The organism is Actinophytocola sp. (assembly GCF_035762905.1).
In the GTDB taxonomy this organism is placed as follows: Bacteria; Actinomycetota; Actinomycetes; order Mycobacteriales; family Pseudonocardiaceae; genus DASYTH01.
The window spans coordinates 1-15,811 of the sequence record NZ_DASUCC010000126.1 but is presented as its reverse complement, the minus strand read 5'-3'; the positions used below and the strand labels follow the sequence as shown (position 1 = coordinate 15,811).

At 72.3% G+C, this 15,811-nt stretch carries 14 protein-coding genes; 8 read left to right on the top strand and 6 right to left on the bottom strand.

Translation table 11 applies throughout. The features are described 5' to 3' along the window. The first annotated feature begins 4 nt into the window (after positions 1–4). On the top strand, positions 5–1,081 hold the full coding sequence (locus VFV67_RS26405) for an acetate/propionate family kinase (protein WP_326473348.1): 1,077 nt from the start codon (positions 5–7) through the stop codon (positions 1,079–1,081). Position 1,082: 1 nt separating this feature from the next. On the opposite strand, the gene VFV67_RS26400 is transcribed toward VFV67_RS26405, so the two are convergent. After that, on the bottom strand, positions 1,083–3,008 hold the full coding sequence (locus tag VFV67_RS26400) for an Ig-like domain repeat protein (RefSeq protein ID WP_326473347.1): 1,926 nt from the start codon (positions 3,006–3,008) through the stop codon (positions 1,083–1,085). 636 nt (positions 3,009–3,644) lie between these two features. Between VFV67_RS26400 and VFV67_RS26395 the strand changes: the two genes are divergently transcribed. After that, positions 3,645–4,055, top strand: coding sequence for a DUF4383 domain-containing protein (locus tag VFV67_RS26395; protein ID WP_326473346.1), 411 nt, complete (start codon positions 3,645–3,647; stop codon positions 4,053–4,055). 93 nt (positions 4,056–4,148) lie between these two features. Next, positions 4,149–4,712, top strand: a complete 564-nt coding sequence (locus VFV67_RS26390; RefSeq protein ID WP_326473345.1) for a dihydrofolate reductase family protein — start codon at positions 4,149–4,151, stop codon at positions 4,710–4,712. Here the strand turns inward: VFV67_RS26390 and VFV67_RS26385 are convergent. Further along, positions 4,684–7,842, bottom strand: a complete 3,159-nt coding sequence (locus tag VFV67_RS26385; RefSeq protein WP_326473344.1) for a BTAD domain-containing putative transcriptional regulator — start codon at positions 7,840–7,842, stop codon at positions 4,684–4,686. The genes VFV67_RS26390 and VFV67_RS26385 overlap by 29 nt on opposite strands. Positions 7,843–7,933: 91 nt before the next feature. Here VFV67_RS26385 and VFV67_RS26380 point away from each other — a divergent pair, with 91 nt between their 5' ends. Further along, a complete protein-coding gene (locus VFV67_RS26380; RefSeq protein ID WP_326473343.1) occupies positions 7,934–8,707 on the top strand; it encodes an alpha/beta fold hydrolase in 774 nt (257 codons plus the stop codon). On the opposite strand, the gene VFV67_RS26375 is transcribed toward VFV67_RS26380, so the two are convergent. Beyond that, complete coding sequence (locus VFV67_RS26375; protein ID WP_326473342.1) at positions 8,704–9,438, bottom strand: ANTAR domain-containing protein; 735 nt, start codon at positions 9,436–9,438, stop codon at positions 8,704–8,706. The two genes, VFV67_RS26380 and VFV67_RS26375, sit on opposite strands and share 4 nt — an antisense overlap. 124 nt (positions 9,439–9,562) lie before the next feature. Between VFV67_RS26375 and dinB the strand changes: the two genes are divergently transcribed. Continuing rightward, entirely contained in the window at positions 9,563–10,759 is a 1,197-nt protein-coding gene (dinB, locus tag VFV67_RS26370; protein WP_326473341.1) for a DNA polymerase IV, read from the top strand. 3 nt (positions 10,760–10,762) lie between these two features. Here dinB and VFV67_RS26365 read toward each other — a convergent pair whose 3' ends face one another. The 3 genes from VFV67_RS26365 to VFV67_RS26355 all read right to left on the bottom strand — a co-directional run bounded on the left by VFV67_RS26365 (position 10,763) and on the right by VFV67_RS26355 (position 12,617). Further along, positions 10,763–11,191 carry a PPOX class F420-dependent oxidoreductase gene (locus VFV67_RS26365; RefSeq protein ID WP_326473340.1) on the bottom strand — a complete coding sequence of 143 codons (429 nt, stop codon included), beginning with the start codon at positions 11,189–11,191 and terminating at the stop codon, positions 10,763–10,765. Positions 11,192–11,264: 73 nt separating this feature from the next. Further along, positions 11,265–12,017 (bottom strand): SRPBCC domain-containing protein, encoded by a 753-nt coding sequence (locus tag VFV67_RS26360; protein ID WP_326473339.1) that lies wholly within the window; start codon positions 12,015–12,017, stop codon positions 11,265–11,267. A gap of 12 nt (positions 12,018–12,029) precedes the next feature. After that, entirely contained in the window at positions 12,030–12,617 is a 588-nt protein-coding gene (locus VFV67_RS26355; RefSeq protein ID WP_326473338.1) for a helix-turn-helix domain-containing protein, read from the bottom strand. A gap of 184 nt (positions 12,618–12,801) precedes the next feature. On the opposite strand from VFV67_RS26355, the gene VFV67_RS26350 reads away from it, so the two are divergent. From VFV67_RS26350 to VFV67_RS26340, 3 genes are all read left to right on the top strand, one after another. Continuing rightward, positions 12,802–13,647, top strand: a complete 846-nt coding sequence (locus VFV67_RS26350) for a winged helix-turn-helix transcriptional regulator (protein ID WP_326473337.1) — start codon at positions 12,802–12,804, stop codon at positions 13,645–13,647. Positions 13,648–13,668: 21 nt separating this feature from the next. After that, on the top strand, positions 13,669–14,409 hold the full coding sequence (locus VFV67_RS26345; RefSeq protein WP_326473336.1) for an AraC family transcriptional regulator: 741 nt from the start codon (positions 13,669–13,671) through the stop codon (positions 14,407–14,409). 135 nt (positions 14,410–14,544) lie between these two features. Then, on the top strand, positions 14,545–15,654 hold the full coding sequence (locus VFV67_RS26340; protein ID WP_326473335.1) for a carboxymuconolactone decarboxylase family protein: 1,110 nt from the start codon (positions 14,545–14,547) through the stop codon (positions 15,652–15,654). Positions 15,655–15,811 lie beyond the last annotated feature (157 nt).

Genomic DNA, 15,811 nt, shown 5'->3' with positions numbered 1-15,811 from the left:
CGCGATGCACGTCCTGGTCGTCAACGCCGGTTCGTCCAGCCTGAAGGTGCGGCTGCTCGATCCGGCCGATCACGTGGTCCGATCGCTGGACCTGGATTCCTGGGCCGGCCGGGACGAGACGGCGGAGCTGCGCCGGTTCGTGTTCACCGTGTCCACTGTGGACGTCGTGGTGCACCGGATCGTGCACGGTGGGGCGGAGTTCACCGGTGCGACGGTCATCGCCGGGGACGTGCGGGACCGGATCGCGGCGCTGTCCGAGTTGGCGCCGTTGCACCAATCGCGTGGGGTGGCCGGGATCGACGCGATGGCCGCGGTGCTGCCCGGGATCCCGGCGGTGGCATGTTTCGACACGACGTTCCACGCCGGGTTGCCGGCCGCGGCAGCGACGTATGCGCTGCCGCGGGAGTGGAATGAGCGGTTCGGGTTGCGCCGCTACGGTTTTCACGGGTTGTCGCATGCGTACGCCGCGCGCCGGGCGAGTGAGCTGGTCGGGTTGGCCGGCCCGCGGGTGGTGAGCTGCCATCTGGGGTCGGGGGCGTCACTGGCGGCGGTGACCGGGGGGCGGTCGGTCGACACCACGATGGGGTTCACGCCGCTGGAGGGTCTGGTGATGGCCACCCGGCCGGGCTCCGTCGATCCCGGTCTGGTGTTGTGGCTGATCCGACGTGCCGGCCTGGCTCCCGATGAGGTCGCCGACGCGCTGGAGCACCGGGCCGGATTGGCCGGGTTGACCGGCGGTTCCGGCGACCTGCGCACCCTCGGCGCCGGTCCGGACGCGACGTTGGCGTTCGAGGTCTACCTGCACCGGCTGCGCCGCGAGATCGCCGGGATGGCGGCGGCGATGGCAGGCTTGGATGTGCTGGTATTCACCGGTGGGGTCGGGGAGCATCAGCCGGCGGTGCGGGCCGGCGCGGCGGCGGGGTTGGGCTTCCTCGGCGTCCGGGTGGACGACGCGGCCAACCGGGCCGCGTCCGGCGATACTGACATCACGGCGTCGGGTGCCGGGGTGCGTACCCTGGTGATTGCGGCGCGGGAAGATATCGAAATGGCGCGGCAAGCGCGGGCTGTGGTTTCCGGATAGCTCAGCTGCCGCACGAGCCGCGCCGCGGGCCTCGACGTGTGGCTCCGAACGCGGCGGTCCTTCCGCCGGCGAGGATCAGCAGCAGCGCCGCGAGCAGCAGGCTGTCGACGCCCGCGCCGGTGCGGGCCAGGTTCTCGGCCGAGCCGGTCAACGCCAGCGCTTCGCCGACCAGGTATTCGCCGATCTCGGCACTGCCCGGCAGGTAACCGGCGTCGCCGCTGTAGCCCGCCACGATCCGGTGGGAGCCCGGCGGAAGCGTCACGGTGCACCTGGCCGTTCCGGCGACCACCGGAACGCTTTCGCAACCGGTGACCGGCATTCCGGCCACCTCGAAGCGCACCGTTCCGGTCGGGTTGGCACCGCCGGCGTCGCCGGTCACCGTGGCGGTGAAGGTCACCGGTGTGCCGGCTGCAACGGGGGAGGACACGTCCGCCGTCAGCGACACCACGGGCGTGGCCCGGAGCGCGTTGGTCACCTGGCCGGTGCCGGCGAAGTAGTGGCCACTGCCGTTGTAGACCGCGGCGACGGAGAAGGTCTGGTTCGGGTCCACCGCCAGTGGGCAGGTTCCGCTCGCCTGACCCGGGCCGGGGCCGGGCTGCAGCGGGGCGACGCAGCTCTGCGGCCCGGAGAAGAGGCCGGTCTGCACGGTGATGGTCACCGTCCCGGTCGGCGTGCCGCCGTCGCTGCTGGTGACCGTTGCGGTGAACGACGTCGTTCCCGCCGGCGCGCCGGGCGGAACCGACGCGACAACGGCCACGGCCACGGTCGCCGTCGGTGTCTGGTAGCCGGCCTGCCCCTGGACACCGGCTTCGTAGTTGGTGTCGCCGGAGTAGGTCGCGGTGACCAGCACGCTGGCGTCCGGCGGTATCGAAAGGGAACAGGTCGCGGTCGATCCGGAGGTGCCTCGGATCAGGGTGAGCGCGGTGCACCCACCAAGCCCGGCCGAGGCCGTGACGTCCACCGTCCCGGTCGGGTCCGCTCCGGCACCGGTCACGCGCACGGTGAAGGTCACGGTCCCCGCCGGTCCCTGTCCGTCCGGCGTCACCGTCACCACCGGCACGAGCAGGGTCAGGAAGTCGGTGTTGCCGGTGGCGGAGTTGTAGGTGGCGTCGCCGGTGTAGGCGGCGTTGACGGTCACGGTCTGGCCGGGGGCGAGGGTGATGGCGCAGGTGGCGGTGGCGTCGTCGGCGCCGCTGGCAGCGACCGGGACACCAGTACAGCCACCGACGGCCGGGCTGGTCGTGAACGTGACCGTCCCGGTAGGACTGGTTCCGGTGCCGTCGATGGTGGCGGTGAACGTGACGGGACCGGCCGAGCCGGTCGTCGGGGTGACGGTGACGGTGGGGGTGATCTGGACCGGTTGGTAGTCCCCGTTGCCGGCGGCGGGGTTGTAGCCGGCGTCGCCGCTGTAGGCGGCGTTGACGGTCACGCCCTGTCCGGGGGCAACGGTGATCAGACAGGTCGCCGTGGCATCGTCGGCCCCGCTGGCAGCGACCGGGACGGCCGCACACCCGCCCACGTCCGGGGCGGTCGTGAAGGTAACCGTCCCGGTGGGACGGGTTCCGGTGCCCTCGATGGTGGCGGTGAAGGTGACTGGACCACTGGGGCCGGTCGTCGGGCTGACCGTGACGGCGGGGGTGGCTTTGACCGCGTTGTAGTCGACGTTGGCCGACGTCGGGTCGTAGGTGCCGTCCCCAGAGCCGGAGTAGTTCGCGGTGACCGTGACGTTCTGGCCGGGGGCGACGGTGATCTCGCAGGTGGCCACCGCGTCATCGGCGCCGCTGCCGGCGACCGGAACGGCGGCGCACCCGCCCACATTCGGATTGCTCGTGAAGGTGACCGTCCCAATAGGACTGATGCCGGTACCGTCGATCGTCGCGATGAAGGTCACCGGGCCGCCCAGCCCGGAACTCGGCGTCACCACCATCGGTGGAACGATCTGGGCGTCGGGCCGGGATCCAGCGGGCTGCGGTGGCTGTGGCGGCGCATTCGGCGTGGTTTCCTCGTTGGCCGGCACCGGGTCGGGCGCTGGCTCGACCGAATCCGGCTCCGGAGGGACATCGCCGGGAAGATCGGGCCCGGCCGGCTCCGCCGAACCGGCTCCCGCCGCGGAGGTTGCGGGGCCGGCCTGCTCCACCGTCGGCACTGGCGCCGGTGTAACCGCGCCCCCTTCAGCCGGTGCGCCGGTGACTTCCACGGCGGGTGGTTCCGGGACGGGCGCAGTTTCGGCGACCGCCGAAGCGGCCGTCGTCACCAGCGACGCACCGACCAGACAGAGGACCGGAATCCACGATGCCCGGTTGGGCCGTCGAGGACCACTGCCGAGGATCCCCCATGCGGTGGGGAGTGCCATGGCGACGACCTTCCCGACTCGCTGTACCGGTGCCGTCATGGAATCACCGCTGTCATCCCTCCGCATCTCGGATGGTCGGCCCGACCTCACCTGGCGGCACATACGTCCGGCTCCGTTCACCCGATCGAGATCGATCCGGGCCGGCACCCAATCCGACCGGCGAGTTGGTCCGAATAGCGGGATGACCTTCCATCCCTCTAGGAGGAGAACATGTCTCGCAGTGTCAACCAGTTGGTCGGGTACGGGTTCGGGGCGGTGTACGTCCTGGTCGGCCTGCTTGGGTTCACGGTGTCGGGGAGCCACGCTTTTGCGGGGGAGCACGGTGGGCTGTTGTTGGGGATCTTCGCGGTGAACGGGTTGCACAACGTCGTGCATCTGTTGGTGGGGGCGGCGTTGATCGGGGCGGCGGCGGCGGGCACGGCGGTGTCGAAGGCCGTCAACACCGTCGTGGGAGCGGTGTATCTGCTGGTCGGGATCGTGGGGGTGGCGATCGGGTCCGGGGAGTTGAACCTGTTGGCGTTGAACGCGCCGGACCATGCACTGCACTTCGCGAGTGCGGTCGCGTTGATGGTGATCGGGTTGGCGGCGGATCGGGCGCGGCATCCGGCGGCGCACGTCTGAGGGGGCGGTAAGGGCGGCAGAAGAACATCGTAAGTCCCGGGGGGCAGGGTGATCACTGTCAACGAACGATCATCTGGAAGGGACTTGAGGACGATGCGGAAGCTGATCGCCAAGACGGACATGTCACTCGACGGGGCCATCGACAACCCGGGTGCGTTCACGCACACGTTCTGGGACGAGGAGTGGAACAACGCGGCGGGGGCGCATGAGTTCGACGGGTTGGTGATGGGGCGGCGGACCTATGAGGGGTTCGCCGCGGCATGGACGAAGCCGGAGATGCTGGAGGCCGAGGGGGAGTTCGCGACGCACATGAACACCGTGGCCAAGTACGTCGTGTCCGACTCGTTGGACACGGCGGACTGGACCAACACCACGATCGTGCGGCGGGACGAGGTCGAAACAACCGTGGCCAAGCTGAAGGAGGAGCCGGGGGGCAACCTCTTCATGTACGGGTACGGGCCGGTGGCGCACCGGCTGCTGAAGGCCGGGCTGCTGGACGAGCTCGAGGTGTGGATCTACCCGGTGCTCTCCGGCGCCGGCGAGATCGGCCAGCTGCTGTTCCGGGATGGCGACCAGATTCCGTTGAAGGTGAACAGCTCCAGGACGCTCAAGTCCGGGGTGGTGATCCTCAACCTGTCGCCAGCGGAGCGGAGCTGACCAGGGTTCGGGCATCGGCTTCGCCGCCGCGGTCGACCGCGGCGGCGAAGTCGTGTTCGCCGAGGGCGGTGCGGACGACCGCGGTGATCCGGTCGATGTCATCGCGTTCGGCGGGGCCGGCCGGGAGTTCCTTGGAGCCGCGGGTGGCGGCGGCGGCGCCGAGCAGCTCGGCGGCCAGGCGGTGGTGGCCGGTGCCCGCACAGGCGCCGGCCATGCCCTCGAGGGCGCCGACCACGTCGCGCGGGGCGTCGAGCTTGAGGCTGATCTCGAACGCCTCCGCGTGCAGGGCGAGGGCGGTGGCCGGGTCGCCGCGCAGCTCGGCGACGAAACCCAGTTCCGACAACACCATCGGCTCGTGCAGGGCGTGACCCGGGCCGGCGTCCATCCGGCGCGCGACATCCAGCAGGTTGTTCAGGTGCGACTCGGCGTCGTCGAGCCTGCCCTCGCGGCGACACGCGAAGGCCAGGCCCAGCTCGGCGAACACCTTGCTCGGGGTGTGGTCCTGCTCCACCGCCAGCCGTAGCGCCCGCTCGCACCACCCCCGGGCCTGGGCGTACTCGCCGACCTGAACGGCGATCCAACCCAACCAGCACTGCCGGCCGCACACCTCCGGCCACAGGCCCAGCTCCTCGGCCAGCCGCAAACCCTCCTTGTGCAGGCGGACGGCCCGCTCGTAGTCACAGGTCATCTCCGCGAGGCCGCCGAGCCACTCGGTCGCCTGCAACACCCCCCACCGGTCACCGAGCGCGCGGAACAGATCACTGCTCTCCGTGGCGTACCGCTCGATCGCGGCGAGATCGCCGCGCACGTGGTTGATCTTCGCCCGGGTGGCCAGCACCGCGGCCACGCCCCACCGGTCGCCCACCGACCGGAACGTGGAAAGCGACCGGGTCAACCGCTTCTCCGCGGCCGGCAGGTCACCGAAGTCCAGCCCGGCGTGCACCAGGAACCACTCGGCAAGAGCCCGGCCGGCATCGTCACCGGTGCCGTCGAAACACCCCAGCGCCGCGTCGCCGCGCGCGGTCCAGTCCGCCGGCTCGCCGTGCATCATCGCGATCCCGGTCCGCCAGCCGGTGGCCACCGCGCGCAGCGCCCGCGCACCGCCGGGCACCGCAAGTGCCGCGTCCAGCGAGCGCAGCGCCTCGCTGAGCCGGCCGCGCAGATACCAGTACCAGGCCAGCGAGTTGACCAGCCGCAGGGCGGCGTCCCCGGCGCCGGTGCGCACCGCCGTGTCCAACGCGGCACGCAGGTTGCCGGACTCCGCGTCCAGCCGCTCCAGCCACCGGCGCTGGGCGGGACCGCGCAGCTCGGCCTGCCCGGCGAGCCCCACGTAGTAGTCGCGGTGCCGTTCGCGGACCGGGTCCAGCTCGCCCGCCTCCCCCAGTCGCTCGGTGCAGTAGGCGGCCACCGACTCCAGCAACCGGTAACGCGGCCCGTCGGACACCGCCACCAGCGAGCGATCCACCAACCGGGCCACCACGTCCAGCACGTCCGGGACGTCCCCCGCGTCGCACACCGCCTCCGCCGCCTCCAGCGTGCAGCCGTCGACGTGCCCGGCCAGCCGGCGCAGCACCGCCCGCTCCGGCCCGGTGAGCAGCCCCCAGCTCCAGTCGATCACCGCACGCAGCGTCTGCTGCCGGGCCGGCGCGCCCCGGCGGCCCCGGGTGAGCACCCGGAACCGGTCGTCCAACCGGGACAGCACGCCGGACACGCCAAGCGCACGCACCCGGGTGGCGGCCAGTTCCAGCGCCAGCGGCAGACCGTCCAGCCGGCGACAGATCTCCCCCACCGCGTCCGGTTCGGCACCGGCCGGCAGGCCCGCCCTGGCCCGGAACAGCTCGGCGGCACCGGCCGGAGCCAGCGGCGGAACCGGCCACACCGACTCGCCGGCCAGGTCCAACGGCTCCTGGCTGGTGGCCAGCAGCCGCAGACCGGGAGCCGCCCGCAGCAACGCCCCGGCCACCTCGGCCACCGGCTCGACGATCCGCTCGCAGTTGTCCAGCACCAGCAGCATGTGCTTGTCCCGCAAGGCAACCGCGAGCGCGGCCGGCTGCCGGAGGTCGAGCACCGCCATGATCGCCTCGGCGACCTCCTGCGGGCCGGGGTCAGTCAACCCGGCCAGCTCCACCAGCCACACCCCGTCGGCGAACTCGTCCACCATCCGGGTGGCGATCTCCTCGCCCAGCCGGGTCTTGCCGACGCCACCCGGACCGGAGAGCGTGACCAGCCGGGCCGAGCCGAGCAGCGCCCGGACCTCGGCCACGGCCGGATCCCGGCCGATCAGCCCGGTGAGCGCGGCCGGCAGGTTCGTGGCCGGCCGCCCGCGCTCACCGGGCGCCACCTCGACCACCCCGACGGGAACCACCGCGGCCGGCTCCGGCAGCAGCGCCGGGTCCTGCGCCAGGATCGCCGTCTGCAGCGCCGCCAGCTCCGGGCCGGGGTCGAGGCCCAGCTCCTCGTCCAGCCTGCGGCGCAGGTCGGCATAGCTGTCCAGGGCCTCGCTCTGCCGCCCGGCCCGGTACAGCGCGCGCATGTGCACCGCCCGCAGCCGCTCACGCAACGGATGCCGGGCCACCAGATCGCCGAGCTCGCCGGCCAGCAGGCTGTGCTCGCCGAGCGCCAGCCGGGCCTCGGCGTGCAGTTCGAGCACCGCCAGTCGCTGCTCCGCCAGCCGGGCGCTCGCCGCCTGGGTGAACTCCTCGTCGGCGAAATCGGCGAACGCGGGACCGCGCCACAGGCCGAGCGCCTCGGCGAGCAGCCCGGCCCGGGCCCGCGGGTCCGCGGTGGCCTGGGCCCGCTCGGCAAGCGCGGCGAACCGGGTCGCGTCCAGGGCGTCCGGCCCGGCCTCGATCAGGTAGCCCGGCGACCGGGAGACCACCAGGTCCCGCCCGCCCGGCTCGGCGTCCGCCAGCGCCTTGCGCAGCTGGGACACCCGAACCTGCAACGCACCCGCGGCGTTGGCCGGCGGGTTGTCCCCCCAGAGATCGGCCACCAGCCGGTCGGTCGACACCGGCCGGCCCTCGTGCAGCAACAGATCGGCGAGCAGCGCGCGGACCTTCAGCCCGGCGACCGCGACCGGCTCCCCACCCGCGGTCCACACCGCGAGCGGCCCCAGCACCCCGAATCGCATGCCGGCCACCTTAAGGGCATGGGAAGTGCGCCGTAACCGGTGCGGCGCACGGTTGCCCTGTGCAGGCGGCACGTCGAGAACGGAGAAGACAATGTACGCACCGGTGAACGGCGTCGAGATGTACTACGAGATCCACGGCAGCGGCCGGCCGATCGTGCTCATCCACGGTGCCCTGTCGACGATCGGCACCTCGTTCGGCGCGATCCTGCCGGCGCTGGCCCGGACCCGACGGGTGATCGCGGTCGAGCTGCAGGCGCACGGCCGCACCGCGGACATCGACCGGCCGTTCGGCTATCCGGCGTTCGCCGACGACGTGGCCGCCCTGCTGGATCATCTCGGTATCGCCGAAGCCGACTTCTTCGGGTACAGCGTCGGCGCCGGGGTGGCGCTCGAGATCGCCATCCGCCGCCCGGACCTGGTCGGCAAGCTGGTGCTGCAGTCGGTCGCGTTCTCCGTGGACGGGATGCACCCGGGGCTGCTGGACGGCATCGAGGAGCTGACCCCGGACGACCTGGCCGGCTCGCCGTTCGAGCGGGCCTACGCCGAGAGCGCGCCGGACCCGGCGGCCTGGCCGGCGCTGCTGGACAAGGTCAAGGAGTTCGACCTGGACTTCAAGGGCTGGGAGCCGGCGACGGTGCGGGCGATCGCGGCGCCGGTGCTGCTGGTGGTCGGCGACTCCGACATCGTGCGCCCGGAGCACGCCGTCGAGCTGTTCCGCCTGCTCGGTGGCGGCGTGCCGGGCGACGTGGTGCCGATGCCGAAGTCCCAGTTCGCCGTGCTGCCCGGCACCAACCACGTCGGCCTGCCCGAGCGGGCGGCCTGGCTGGTCCCGATGATCGAGTCCTTTTTGGACGCTCCGGCCTAGAGGTCGCCGCCGTCGGTGGCCAGGCTCCTGGCCACCTCGGCCAGCTTGACGTTGAGCTCCTGCGAGCGGTGTCGCAGCACCTCGAACGCCTCCTCGGCGCTGATTCCCCGGCGCACCATCAGGATTCCCTTGGCCTGGCCGATCACGTCCCGGCTGTCCAGCGCCTCGCGCAACTGCGCCTCGCGGAGTTGGCCGGCGGTGCGCGCCTGGGTGGTGGCCAGGGCCAGCGCGGCGTGCGTGGCCAGCAGCAGGGCGATGTCCTGGTCGGCGTCCACCAGACCGAGCGGGCGCCGGGAGTAGATGTTCAGCGCGCCGAACCTGGGCGGGTCGGAGTCGGGCAGGATGCCGGTGCACAGCACCGCGCCGACGCCCACCTCGGCGGCCGCCCGGCCCACCTCGGGCCAGCGTGGGTCGGCGGACAGGTCGTCGCTCATCGCCACGCCCTGACCGGAGGTGCGGGTGGCGTCGATGGCCGGACCCCGGTTGGTCCGGTACTGCAGTTCGTCCAGCCGGGCCGCCGCCGGGTCGGTCACCACCGGCGTGGTGTAGCCACCGTTCTGTAGTCGCAGGGTGAGGCTCACCATGTCGGCGCCTGCGATCGAGGACCGGGCGGCCGCGGCCACCCGGTGCAGCACGTCGTCCACGGTTCTGGCCTGCAGCAAGGTTTGCGTCAGGCCGGCGAAGTGTTGCGCCAGCGGACGCAGTGCGGCGGGCTCGAGCTCGCTGTACATCCCATCTCCTGATAGCGCGGGGGTGGGACGCGCTCGCTGCTGAACACGCCGGACCTACAACCTACCGGCTGGCGATCACGTGCTGTCCGGCGATCCGGATTTTGTCGGTGCCCCATGCGAACATATGTTCGTGACGAGCGAGGCGACGATCCTGCACGCGGACCTCGACTCGTTCTACGCGTCGGTCGAGCAGCGGGACGATCCCCGGCTGCGCGGCCGGCCGGTGATCGTGGGCGGCGGGGTGGTGCTTGCGGCGAGCTACGAGGCGAAGGCGCACGGCGTGCGCACGGCGATGGGCGGGTGGCAGGCCCGGGCGCTGTGCCCGAAGGCGATCGTGGTGCCACCGCGCATGTCCGCCTACGCCGAGGCAAGCAAAGCGGTGTTCGAGGTGTTCCGGGACACCACCCCGCTGGTCGAGGGGCTGTCCATCGACGAGGCGTTCCTGCAGGTCGCCGGTCTGCGCAAGATCGCAGGCACGCCGGCGGAGATCGCCGCACGGCTGCGCGGCCAGGTGCGCGAGCGGGTCGGACTGCCGATCACGGTCGGGGTGGCCCGGACCAAGTTCCTGGCCAAGGTGGCCAGCCGGGTGGCCAAGCCGGACGGCCTGCTGGTGGTGCCGCCGGAGGGCGAACTGGCGTTCCTGCACCCGCTGCCGGTGGACCGGTTGTGGGGCGTCGGCGAGATCACCGCGGCCAAGTTGCACAACCGCGGCATCATGACGGTCGGCGATCTGGCCCGGCTGCAGGAGAAGACCCTGGTGGCGATGCTCGGCCGGGCGGCCGGCCGGCACCTGCACGCGCTCGCGCACAACCGCGACCCCCGGCCGGTGCAGGTGGGCCGGCGACGCGGCTCGATCGGCGGGCAGCGGGCGCTCGGCCGCTCCCCCAAGACCCCGGCGGACATCGACGCGGTGGTGTGCACGCTGGTCGACCGGGTCACCAGGCGGATGCGCACCGCGCAGCGGACCGGGCGGACCGTGGTGCTGCGGCTGCGGTTCGACGACTTCTCCCGGGCCACCCGGTCGCACACGCTGCCCTGGTCCACCTCGGCCACGGAGACGATCCTGACCACCGTGCGGTTTCTGGTGGCCGGCGCGCTGCCGTTGATCCGGGAGCGCGGCCTGACCCTGGTCGGCATCTCGGTCGGCAACCTCGACTCCAGCGGCGCGGTCCAACTCGCGCTGCCGTTCGACGACTACGCCAACCCCGCGCTGGACGCCGTGCTGGACCGGGTGCACGACCGGTTCGGCACGACCTCGCTGACCCGCGCCGTGCTGCTCGGCCGGGATCCGGGGCTACAGGTGCCGCTGCTGCCGGACTGACCGTCAGCCGCCGACCCGGTCAAGGGCGAGCACCCGCTCTGGCCGGATCCGGACCAGCACCATGCCGGGACCGGTGGCGTAGCCGACGAAGTCGCGGGCGCCGGCCTCGTCCAGGTAGCGGCGGGCGATCATGGTGACGCCGCGCCGGATGTCGTCCGGGTCGCCGGACACCTCGGCGACGCCGTCGATCTTGACGAACGCGTACGGCGGCCGGGGATCGTCGACCACCAGGGTGACCCGCGGATCCTGGCGCAGCGCCCGGACCTTCACCGTGTCCGCCGGGCTGCTGATCAGCACCTGGTCACCGTCCAGCGCGAACCACACCGGCACCGCGTGCGGTCGGCCGTCCGGCCGGACCACCGCGACGACGGCCGTCCGGCTCCCCGTCTCGAGAAACGCACGCCGCTCGTCGGCGGTCATCTGGCGGGCCATGCCGCCAGCATTTCATACCCTCGATCAAGAACGGGGTGGCCCGGCGGGCCACCCCGTTCATCCCCCTTCGCCGTCAGGCCAGGGCCTTCGCCAACCAGTCGTCCCAGGCCCGCTCGATCGCGGAGCCGTCGGCGCCGGGGTCGAAGCCGGAGTACTCGATCACCGGCGTGGCGTCGGAGCCGCACATGAACGAGTAGAAGCCGTCCGGCGTGCGCACGCCGACCCAGTACGGGTGGCGGGCGAACTCGACCACGCCGTCCACCGACTCGAGGCCGGGAACCTCCACCCGGGCCTTGTCGCCGACCGCGACGGACCCGCCGAGACCGAGGGCGCCGCGGTAGGCGGCCCACAGCGCGTCGGCGTCGGTGCCGGATTCGCCGAGCAGGAACAGGTTGTGAGTGGCGGTGCGGCCGGCGAAGTGGGCGGCGTAGACGGCCAGCTTCTCCAGGTACATCCGGTCGCCGTTGCGCAGTGCGTCGTACTCGGACTCCCAACCGTCGTCACTGAGCAGTCCACTGTGGACGAACCGGAGCACGGTCGAGGAGCCTTCCCGGCCCTCGATCAGATACTCGAACGCCATGAAGGTGCCGTCCGGCGCCTCGTCGCCGCGATAGGCGAAGTGCTGGCCGGGCTCCCACGCGGTCACGGTGGCCTCGGCGGTCCAGGCCGGTGTCTCCATCCGGGTCCGACCGCCGAGCCGTGGCTCGATCTGGTTACGGCCCATGAACCAGGAGTCCAGACCGGGACCGGTGGCGATCGCCGCCCAGACCTGCTCGGGGGTGGCGTCGATGGTGATCTCTTCGCGGACCTCGAACTCGCGCGGCATTGCTCTGTCTCCTTATTTCTCGATGTGGACACTCGGGTGGACCGCGGCGATCACGCGGTGCGCACGTCCGCCCTCTGCGGACTCGTCGTGGTACTTGCCGACCAGCGCGGTGACCGCGGCGGTCAACTCTTCGGCGAACGCCGCCCGGTCGGCCGCCGAGGCGAACCGCACCGTGACGTCGAGCGCATAGGTGGCGACCCGCTTGCGGGCCTTGGCGGCCCCGGTGACCAGGGCGCCGACCTCCCGCACGGTGCGGGCGGCCAGGGCGATCAGCCAGCGCGCGGACAGGCCGTCCGGGGACCGCGCCGGGTCCGGCGCGAGGCCGGCAAGCGCGCCGGGCGAGATCACGTAGGACGCGGCCGTGGCGCGCATCACGCGCTCGGTGGCGTTGCCCTTGCGCCGCTCCTCGACCAGCTCGACCAGGCCGTGCCGCTCGAGGGTGCGCAGGTGGTAGTTGACCTTCTGCCGGGCCAGGCCGACCAGGCTGGCCAGCATGGTCGCCGAGCGCGGCTCGGCCAACTCGGCGAGCAGCCGGGCCCGCATCGGGTCCAGGGAGACCTCGGCCGCGGCCGGGTCCTCGATCACCGCTACTTCCAGCATGGCACCACTCTCCCACCGACAACTTTTCTTGTCAAGACCTCTGAAGTTTTCGGTGGCGAAGCGATGTCGAGTCCACTGTGGAGGACCATTCATGACCAGGTCATAATTGTCACAGGAATTGTTCACCCGGCATCTCATGGGTGGATCACTGCCGCTGTATCGGCGTTTCTGCGACCGTTTCCACGTGAGTGACACGCGATGGAAGCTGAAGGTGGACCAGCAGGGCGTCACGATCGCCGGTGACCATTTCCAGCTCACGACGACGGTCTGGCCGGACGGGGTTCCGGCCGGCGGGACCGCCGACGACGTGCTGCTCGGCATGGCCGAGTCGGGTCGGGTCGAGTCGACACTGTCCGAACTGGCGGCGATGACCCGCCGTTCCTACGGGCAGTACTGCGGCCTTGCTCGCGCCGAGGAGATCCTCGGCGAGCGCTGGGTCCTGCTCATTCTGCGGGACCTCACCGTCGGCCCGCGGACCGCCGCCGAATTGGAGCGCGGCCTGCCCCTCATCTCTCCCGAGGTGCTCGCCGCGCGGCTGCGCGACCTCGAGCGCACGCACGTGGTCACCAGCAATCCGTTGCCCGACGGCACCCCGCGCTACCGGCTCACCGACTACGGCGTCGAACTGGAGGCCATCCTGCTGCGGCTGGGCACCTGGGGCGCCAGGCTGCTCGGCACGCAGCGGCCCGAGGAGATCGTCACCACCGCGTCCCAGGTGGTCGCGCTGCGCTCCACGTTCCGGCCGGAGCAGGCCCGCGACCTCCGCGCCACGTACGAGATCCGGATCGGCGACGACATCCGGCTGCACGCCCGGGTGGACGACGGCGCGGTCCGGGTCGCGGCCGGCACCGCCGCCCGGCCGGACCTGGTCATCGAGCCGGGTACCTGGCTCAAGGCACTGATGGCCGGCGAGATCGATCCGCTCGCCGCGGTCGCCGACGGCCGGATCCGGATCACCGGCGAGCCCGCCCTGCTGGTGCGGTTCGCGGCCATGTTCCGCGTTCCGGAGCCGGTCACCGGGGCGGGGTGAAGCACGGAGGGGGTTACCGGAGTGGATGAGGTTGTCCTGCGCGCCGTCGAGCGGGCCGTCGACACCATGAAGAAGAACCTCGGCGACCGGCTCACCATTGACGACCTGGCGCGCTCCGCGATGTTCAGCAAGTTCCATTTCACCCGGGTCTTCCAGCGGGTCACCGGGGTGTCGCCGGGCCGGTTCCTGTCCGCCATGCGGCTGGACGAGGCCAAGCGGCTGCTGGTGTCCACCTCGCTGACCGTCGCCGACATCAGCCATCAGGTCGGCTACAACAGCGTCGGCACGTTCAGCTCGCGGTTCCGCAGCAGCGTCGGCGTGTCCCCGACCACCTACCGCCAGCTCGGCGGCGCCACCTCGCACGTGCCGACGCACACCGCGGACGTCGCACCGAACGGCACCACGGTGCGCGGGAACGTGTTGGCCCCCCCGGGCAGCGCGCTGGGGCCGATCTTCGTCGGGCTGTTCCCCGGGCGGATCCTGGAGGCCCCGGCGGTCCGGTACACCACGCTGCCCGAGCCCGGGCCGTACGCGGTGCCCGACGTGCCGCCGGGCAGCTGGCACCTGCTGGCCTACTGCGCCCGGCGGGCCGCGGCCGGCGAGATCCCGGCGCACGTGGGTGCCTGCGGGCCGATCGAGATCCGGCCGGACATCACCGCCCGGCTTGCCGACGTGCACCTTCGCCCCCTGCACGTGTTGGACCCACCGGTGCTGATGGCCCTGCAGGAGGTGCGGCCCGCGCGGGCGGTCGCCGCGTCCTGACCCGAAAGCTTCGGCCGCGGCGGTGCCGGCGAGTGAGCCCGCCGTCAGCGGCCGCACCACGCTGTTACGCGATCGTGCTCATCTGGCGCCGGCGCGTGGATCCGGCCCGCCCACGCCCGTATCATGGCCAGTAGCATGACGAAACCGATAGGGCGGGCCATGAGTGGTTTCCTCATCCGGAAGGCATTCCACAAGACCTTGAGCCAGGTCTGCCATGTCCGCGTCGTTCCACCGACTCAGGCGCGCGACCTGGTGGCCAGCGTGTACGCGCAGGCCGAACGGGACCACGGCGTGCTCAGCCCACTGGTCGCCGTGCACTCCGCCGCGCCGGAGGTGCTGGCGGCGTGCTGGGTCATGCTGCGCGAGACGCTGATCGCCGACGGGCACCTGGACCGGGTCACCAAGGAGGCGGTGGCCACCGCAGTGTCCATCCAGAACGCGTGCCAGTACTGCGTCGAGGCGCATCTGTCCACACTGGACTCATTGAACGAGCACCGGGACGCGGCGGCGCCGGACGACGTCGCCACCGCGGCCGCCGACCACACCATCCGGGCGATCACCGAGTGGGCCCGCGCGGGCGGCACCTGGCGGACGGCGCCGGTTCCGGCCGAGCAACTGCCCGAGTTGGTCGCCACCGTGCTGACCGTGCAGTACCTCAACCGCATGGCCACCCTGTTCCTGCCGCGATCCGCCGTGCCGGCCGGCATTCCGGACGCCGGCCGGGCCGCGACACTGCGCCTGTACGGCCGGTTCCTGGTGGGCGCCGCCGCCCGCCCGCACACCCCGGGCGTGGCGCTGCGCCTGTTACCCGCCGCCCCGGTGCCCGCCGATCTCGGCTGGGCCAAGGGCAGCCCGAACGTCACCGGCGCGCTCGCCCGGGCGTTCGCCGCCGTCGACGCGGCCGGCGCCCGCTCGGTTCCCAAACCCGTCCGGGCCCTGCTGGACCGGGAACTGGGCCGGTGGAACGGATCCGGCCCGGATCCGGACCCGGACGAAATCGATCTGTCCACTGTGGAGGAACGGGACCGGCCGGCCGCTCGGCTGGCGCTGCGCACCGCGCTGGCTCCGCACGAGGTGGACCGGGGCACCGTCGAGGAGTTCCGGCGGGGCCGGCGCGGCGACCGCGCGCTGCTCGAGCTGACCGCGTGGGCGAGCCTGGCGGCGGCCCGGCGGATCGCCGGCCGGCTCGCGGCCGAGCCACCGCGCGGCGCCGACGTGCTCCCGTTCCGACGTCGTCCGCGCTGACCGGGAACCGGGTCAGGCCGCGTCGGCGAACGTCTTGCCCGGCCGGCCGTCCGAGTAGGGCTCAAGCGCGCTGCGCAGCTCGGCCGGCACCCGGGACGGCACGGTCGCCGTGTTCGGCCCGCGCATGCACGCGATCCGCTGCACCCCCCGGGCCACC

Excerpts from the sequence above, each read along its gene's own strand:
- VFV67_RS26365 (WP_326473340.1), bottom strand. The coding sequence starts at position 11,191 with ATGGCCCGCCAGATGACCGCCGACGAGCGGCGTGCGTTTCTCGAGACG.
- VFV67_RS26390 (WP_326473345.1), top strand. The coding sequence starts at position 4,149 with ATGCGGAAGCTGATCGCCAAGACGGACATGTCACTCGACGGGGCCATC.
- VFV67_RS26375 (WP_326473342.1), bottom strand. The coding sequence starts at position 9,438 with ATGTACAGCGAGCTCGAGCCCGCCGCACTGCGTCCGCTGGCGCAACAC.
- VFV67_RS26405 (WP_326473348.1), top strand. The coding sequence starts at position 5 with ATGCACGTCCTGGTCGTCAACGCCGGTTCGTCCAGCCTGAAGGTGCGG.
- VFV67_RS26385 (WP_326473344.1), bottom strand. The coding sequence starts at position 7,842 with ATGCGATTCGGGGTGCTGGGGCCGCTCGCGGTGTGGACCGCGGGTGGG.
- VFV67_RS26400 (WP_326473347.1), bottom strand. The coding sequence starts at position 3,008 with ATGGTGGTGACGCCGAGTTCCGGGCTGGGCGGCCCGGTGACCTTCATC.
- VFV67_RS26380 (WP_326473343.1), top strand. The coding sequence starts at position 7,934 with ATGTACGCACCGGTGAACGGCGTCGAGATGTACTACGAGATCCACGGC.
- VFV67_RS26355 (WP_326473338.1), bottom strand. The coding sequence starts at position 12,617 with ATGCTGGAAGTAGCGGTGATCGAGGACCCGGCCGCGGCCGAGGTCTCC.
- dinB (WP_326473341.1), top strand. The coding sequence starts at position 9,563 with ATGTTCGTGACGAGCGAGGCGACGATCCTGCACGCGGACCTCGACTCG.
- VFV67_RS26395 (WP_326473346.1), top strand. The coding sequence starts at position 3,645 with ATGTCTCGCAGTGTCAACCAGTTGGTCGGGTACGGGTTCGGGGCGGTG.
- VFV67_RS26360 (WP_326473339.1), bottom strand. The coding sequence starts at position 12,017 with ATGCCGCGCGAGTTCGAGGTCCGCGAAGAGATCACCATCGACGCCACC.
- VFV67_RS26340 (WP_326473335.1), top strand. The coding sequence starts at position 14,545 with ATGACGAAACCGATAGGGCGGGCCATGAGTGGTTTCCTCATCCGGAAG.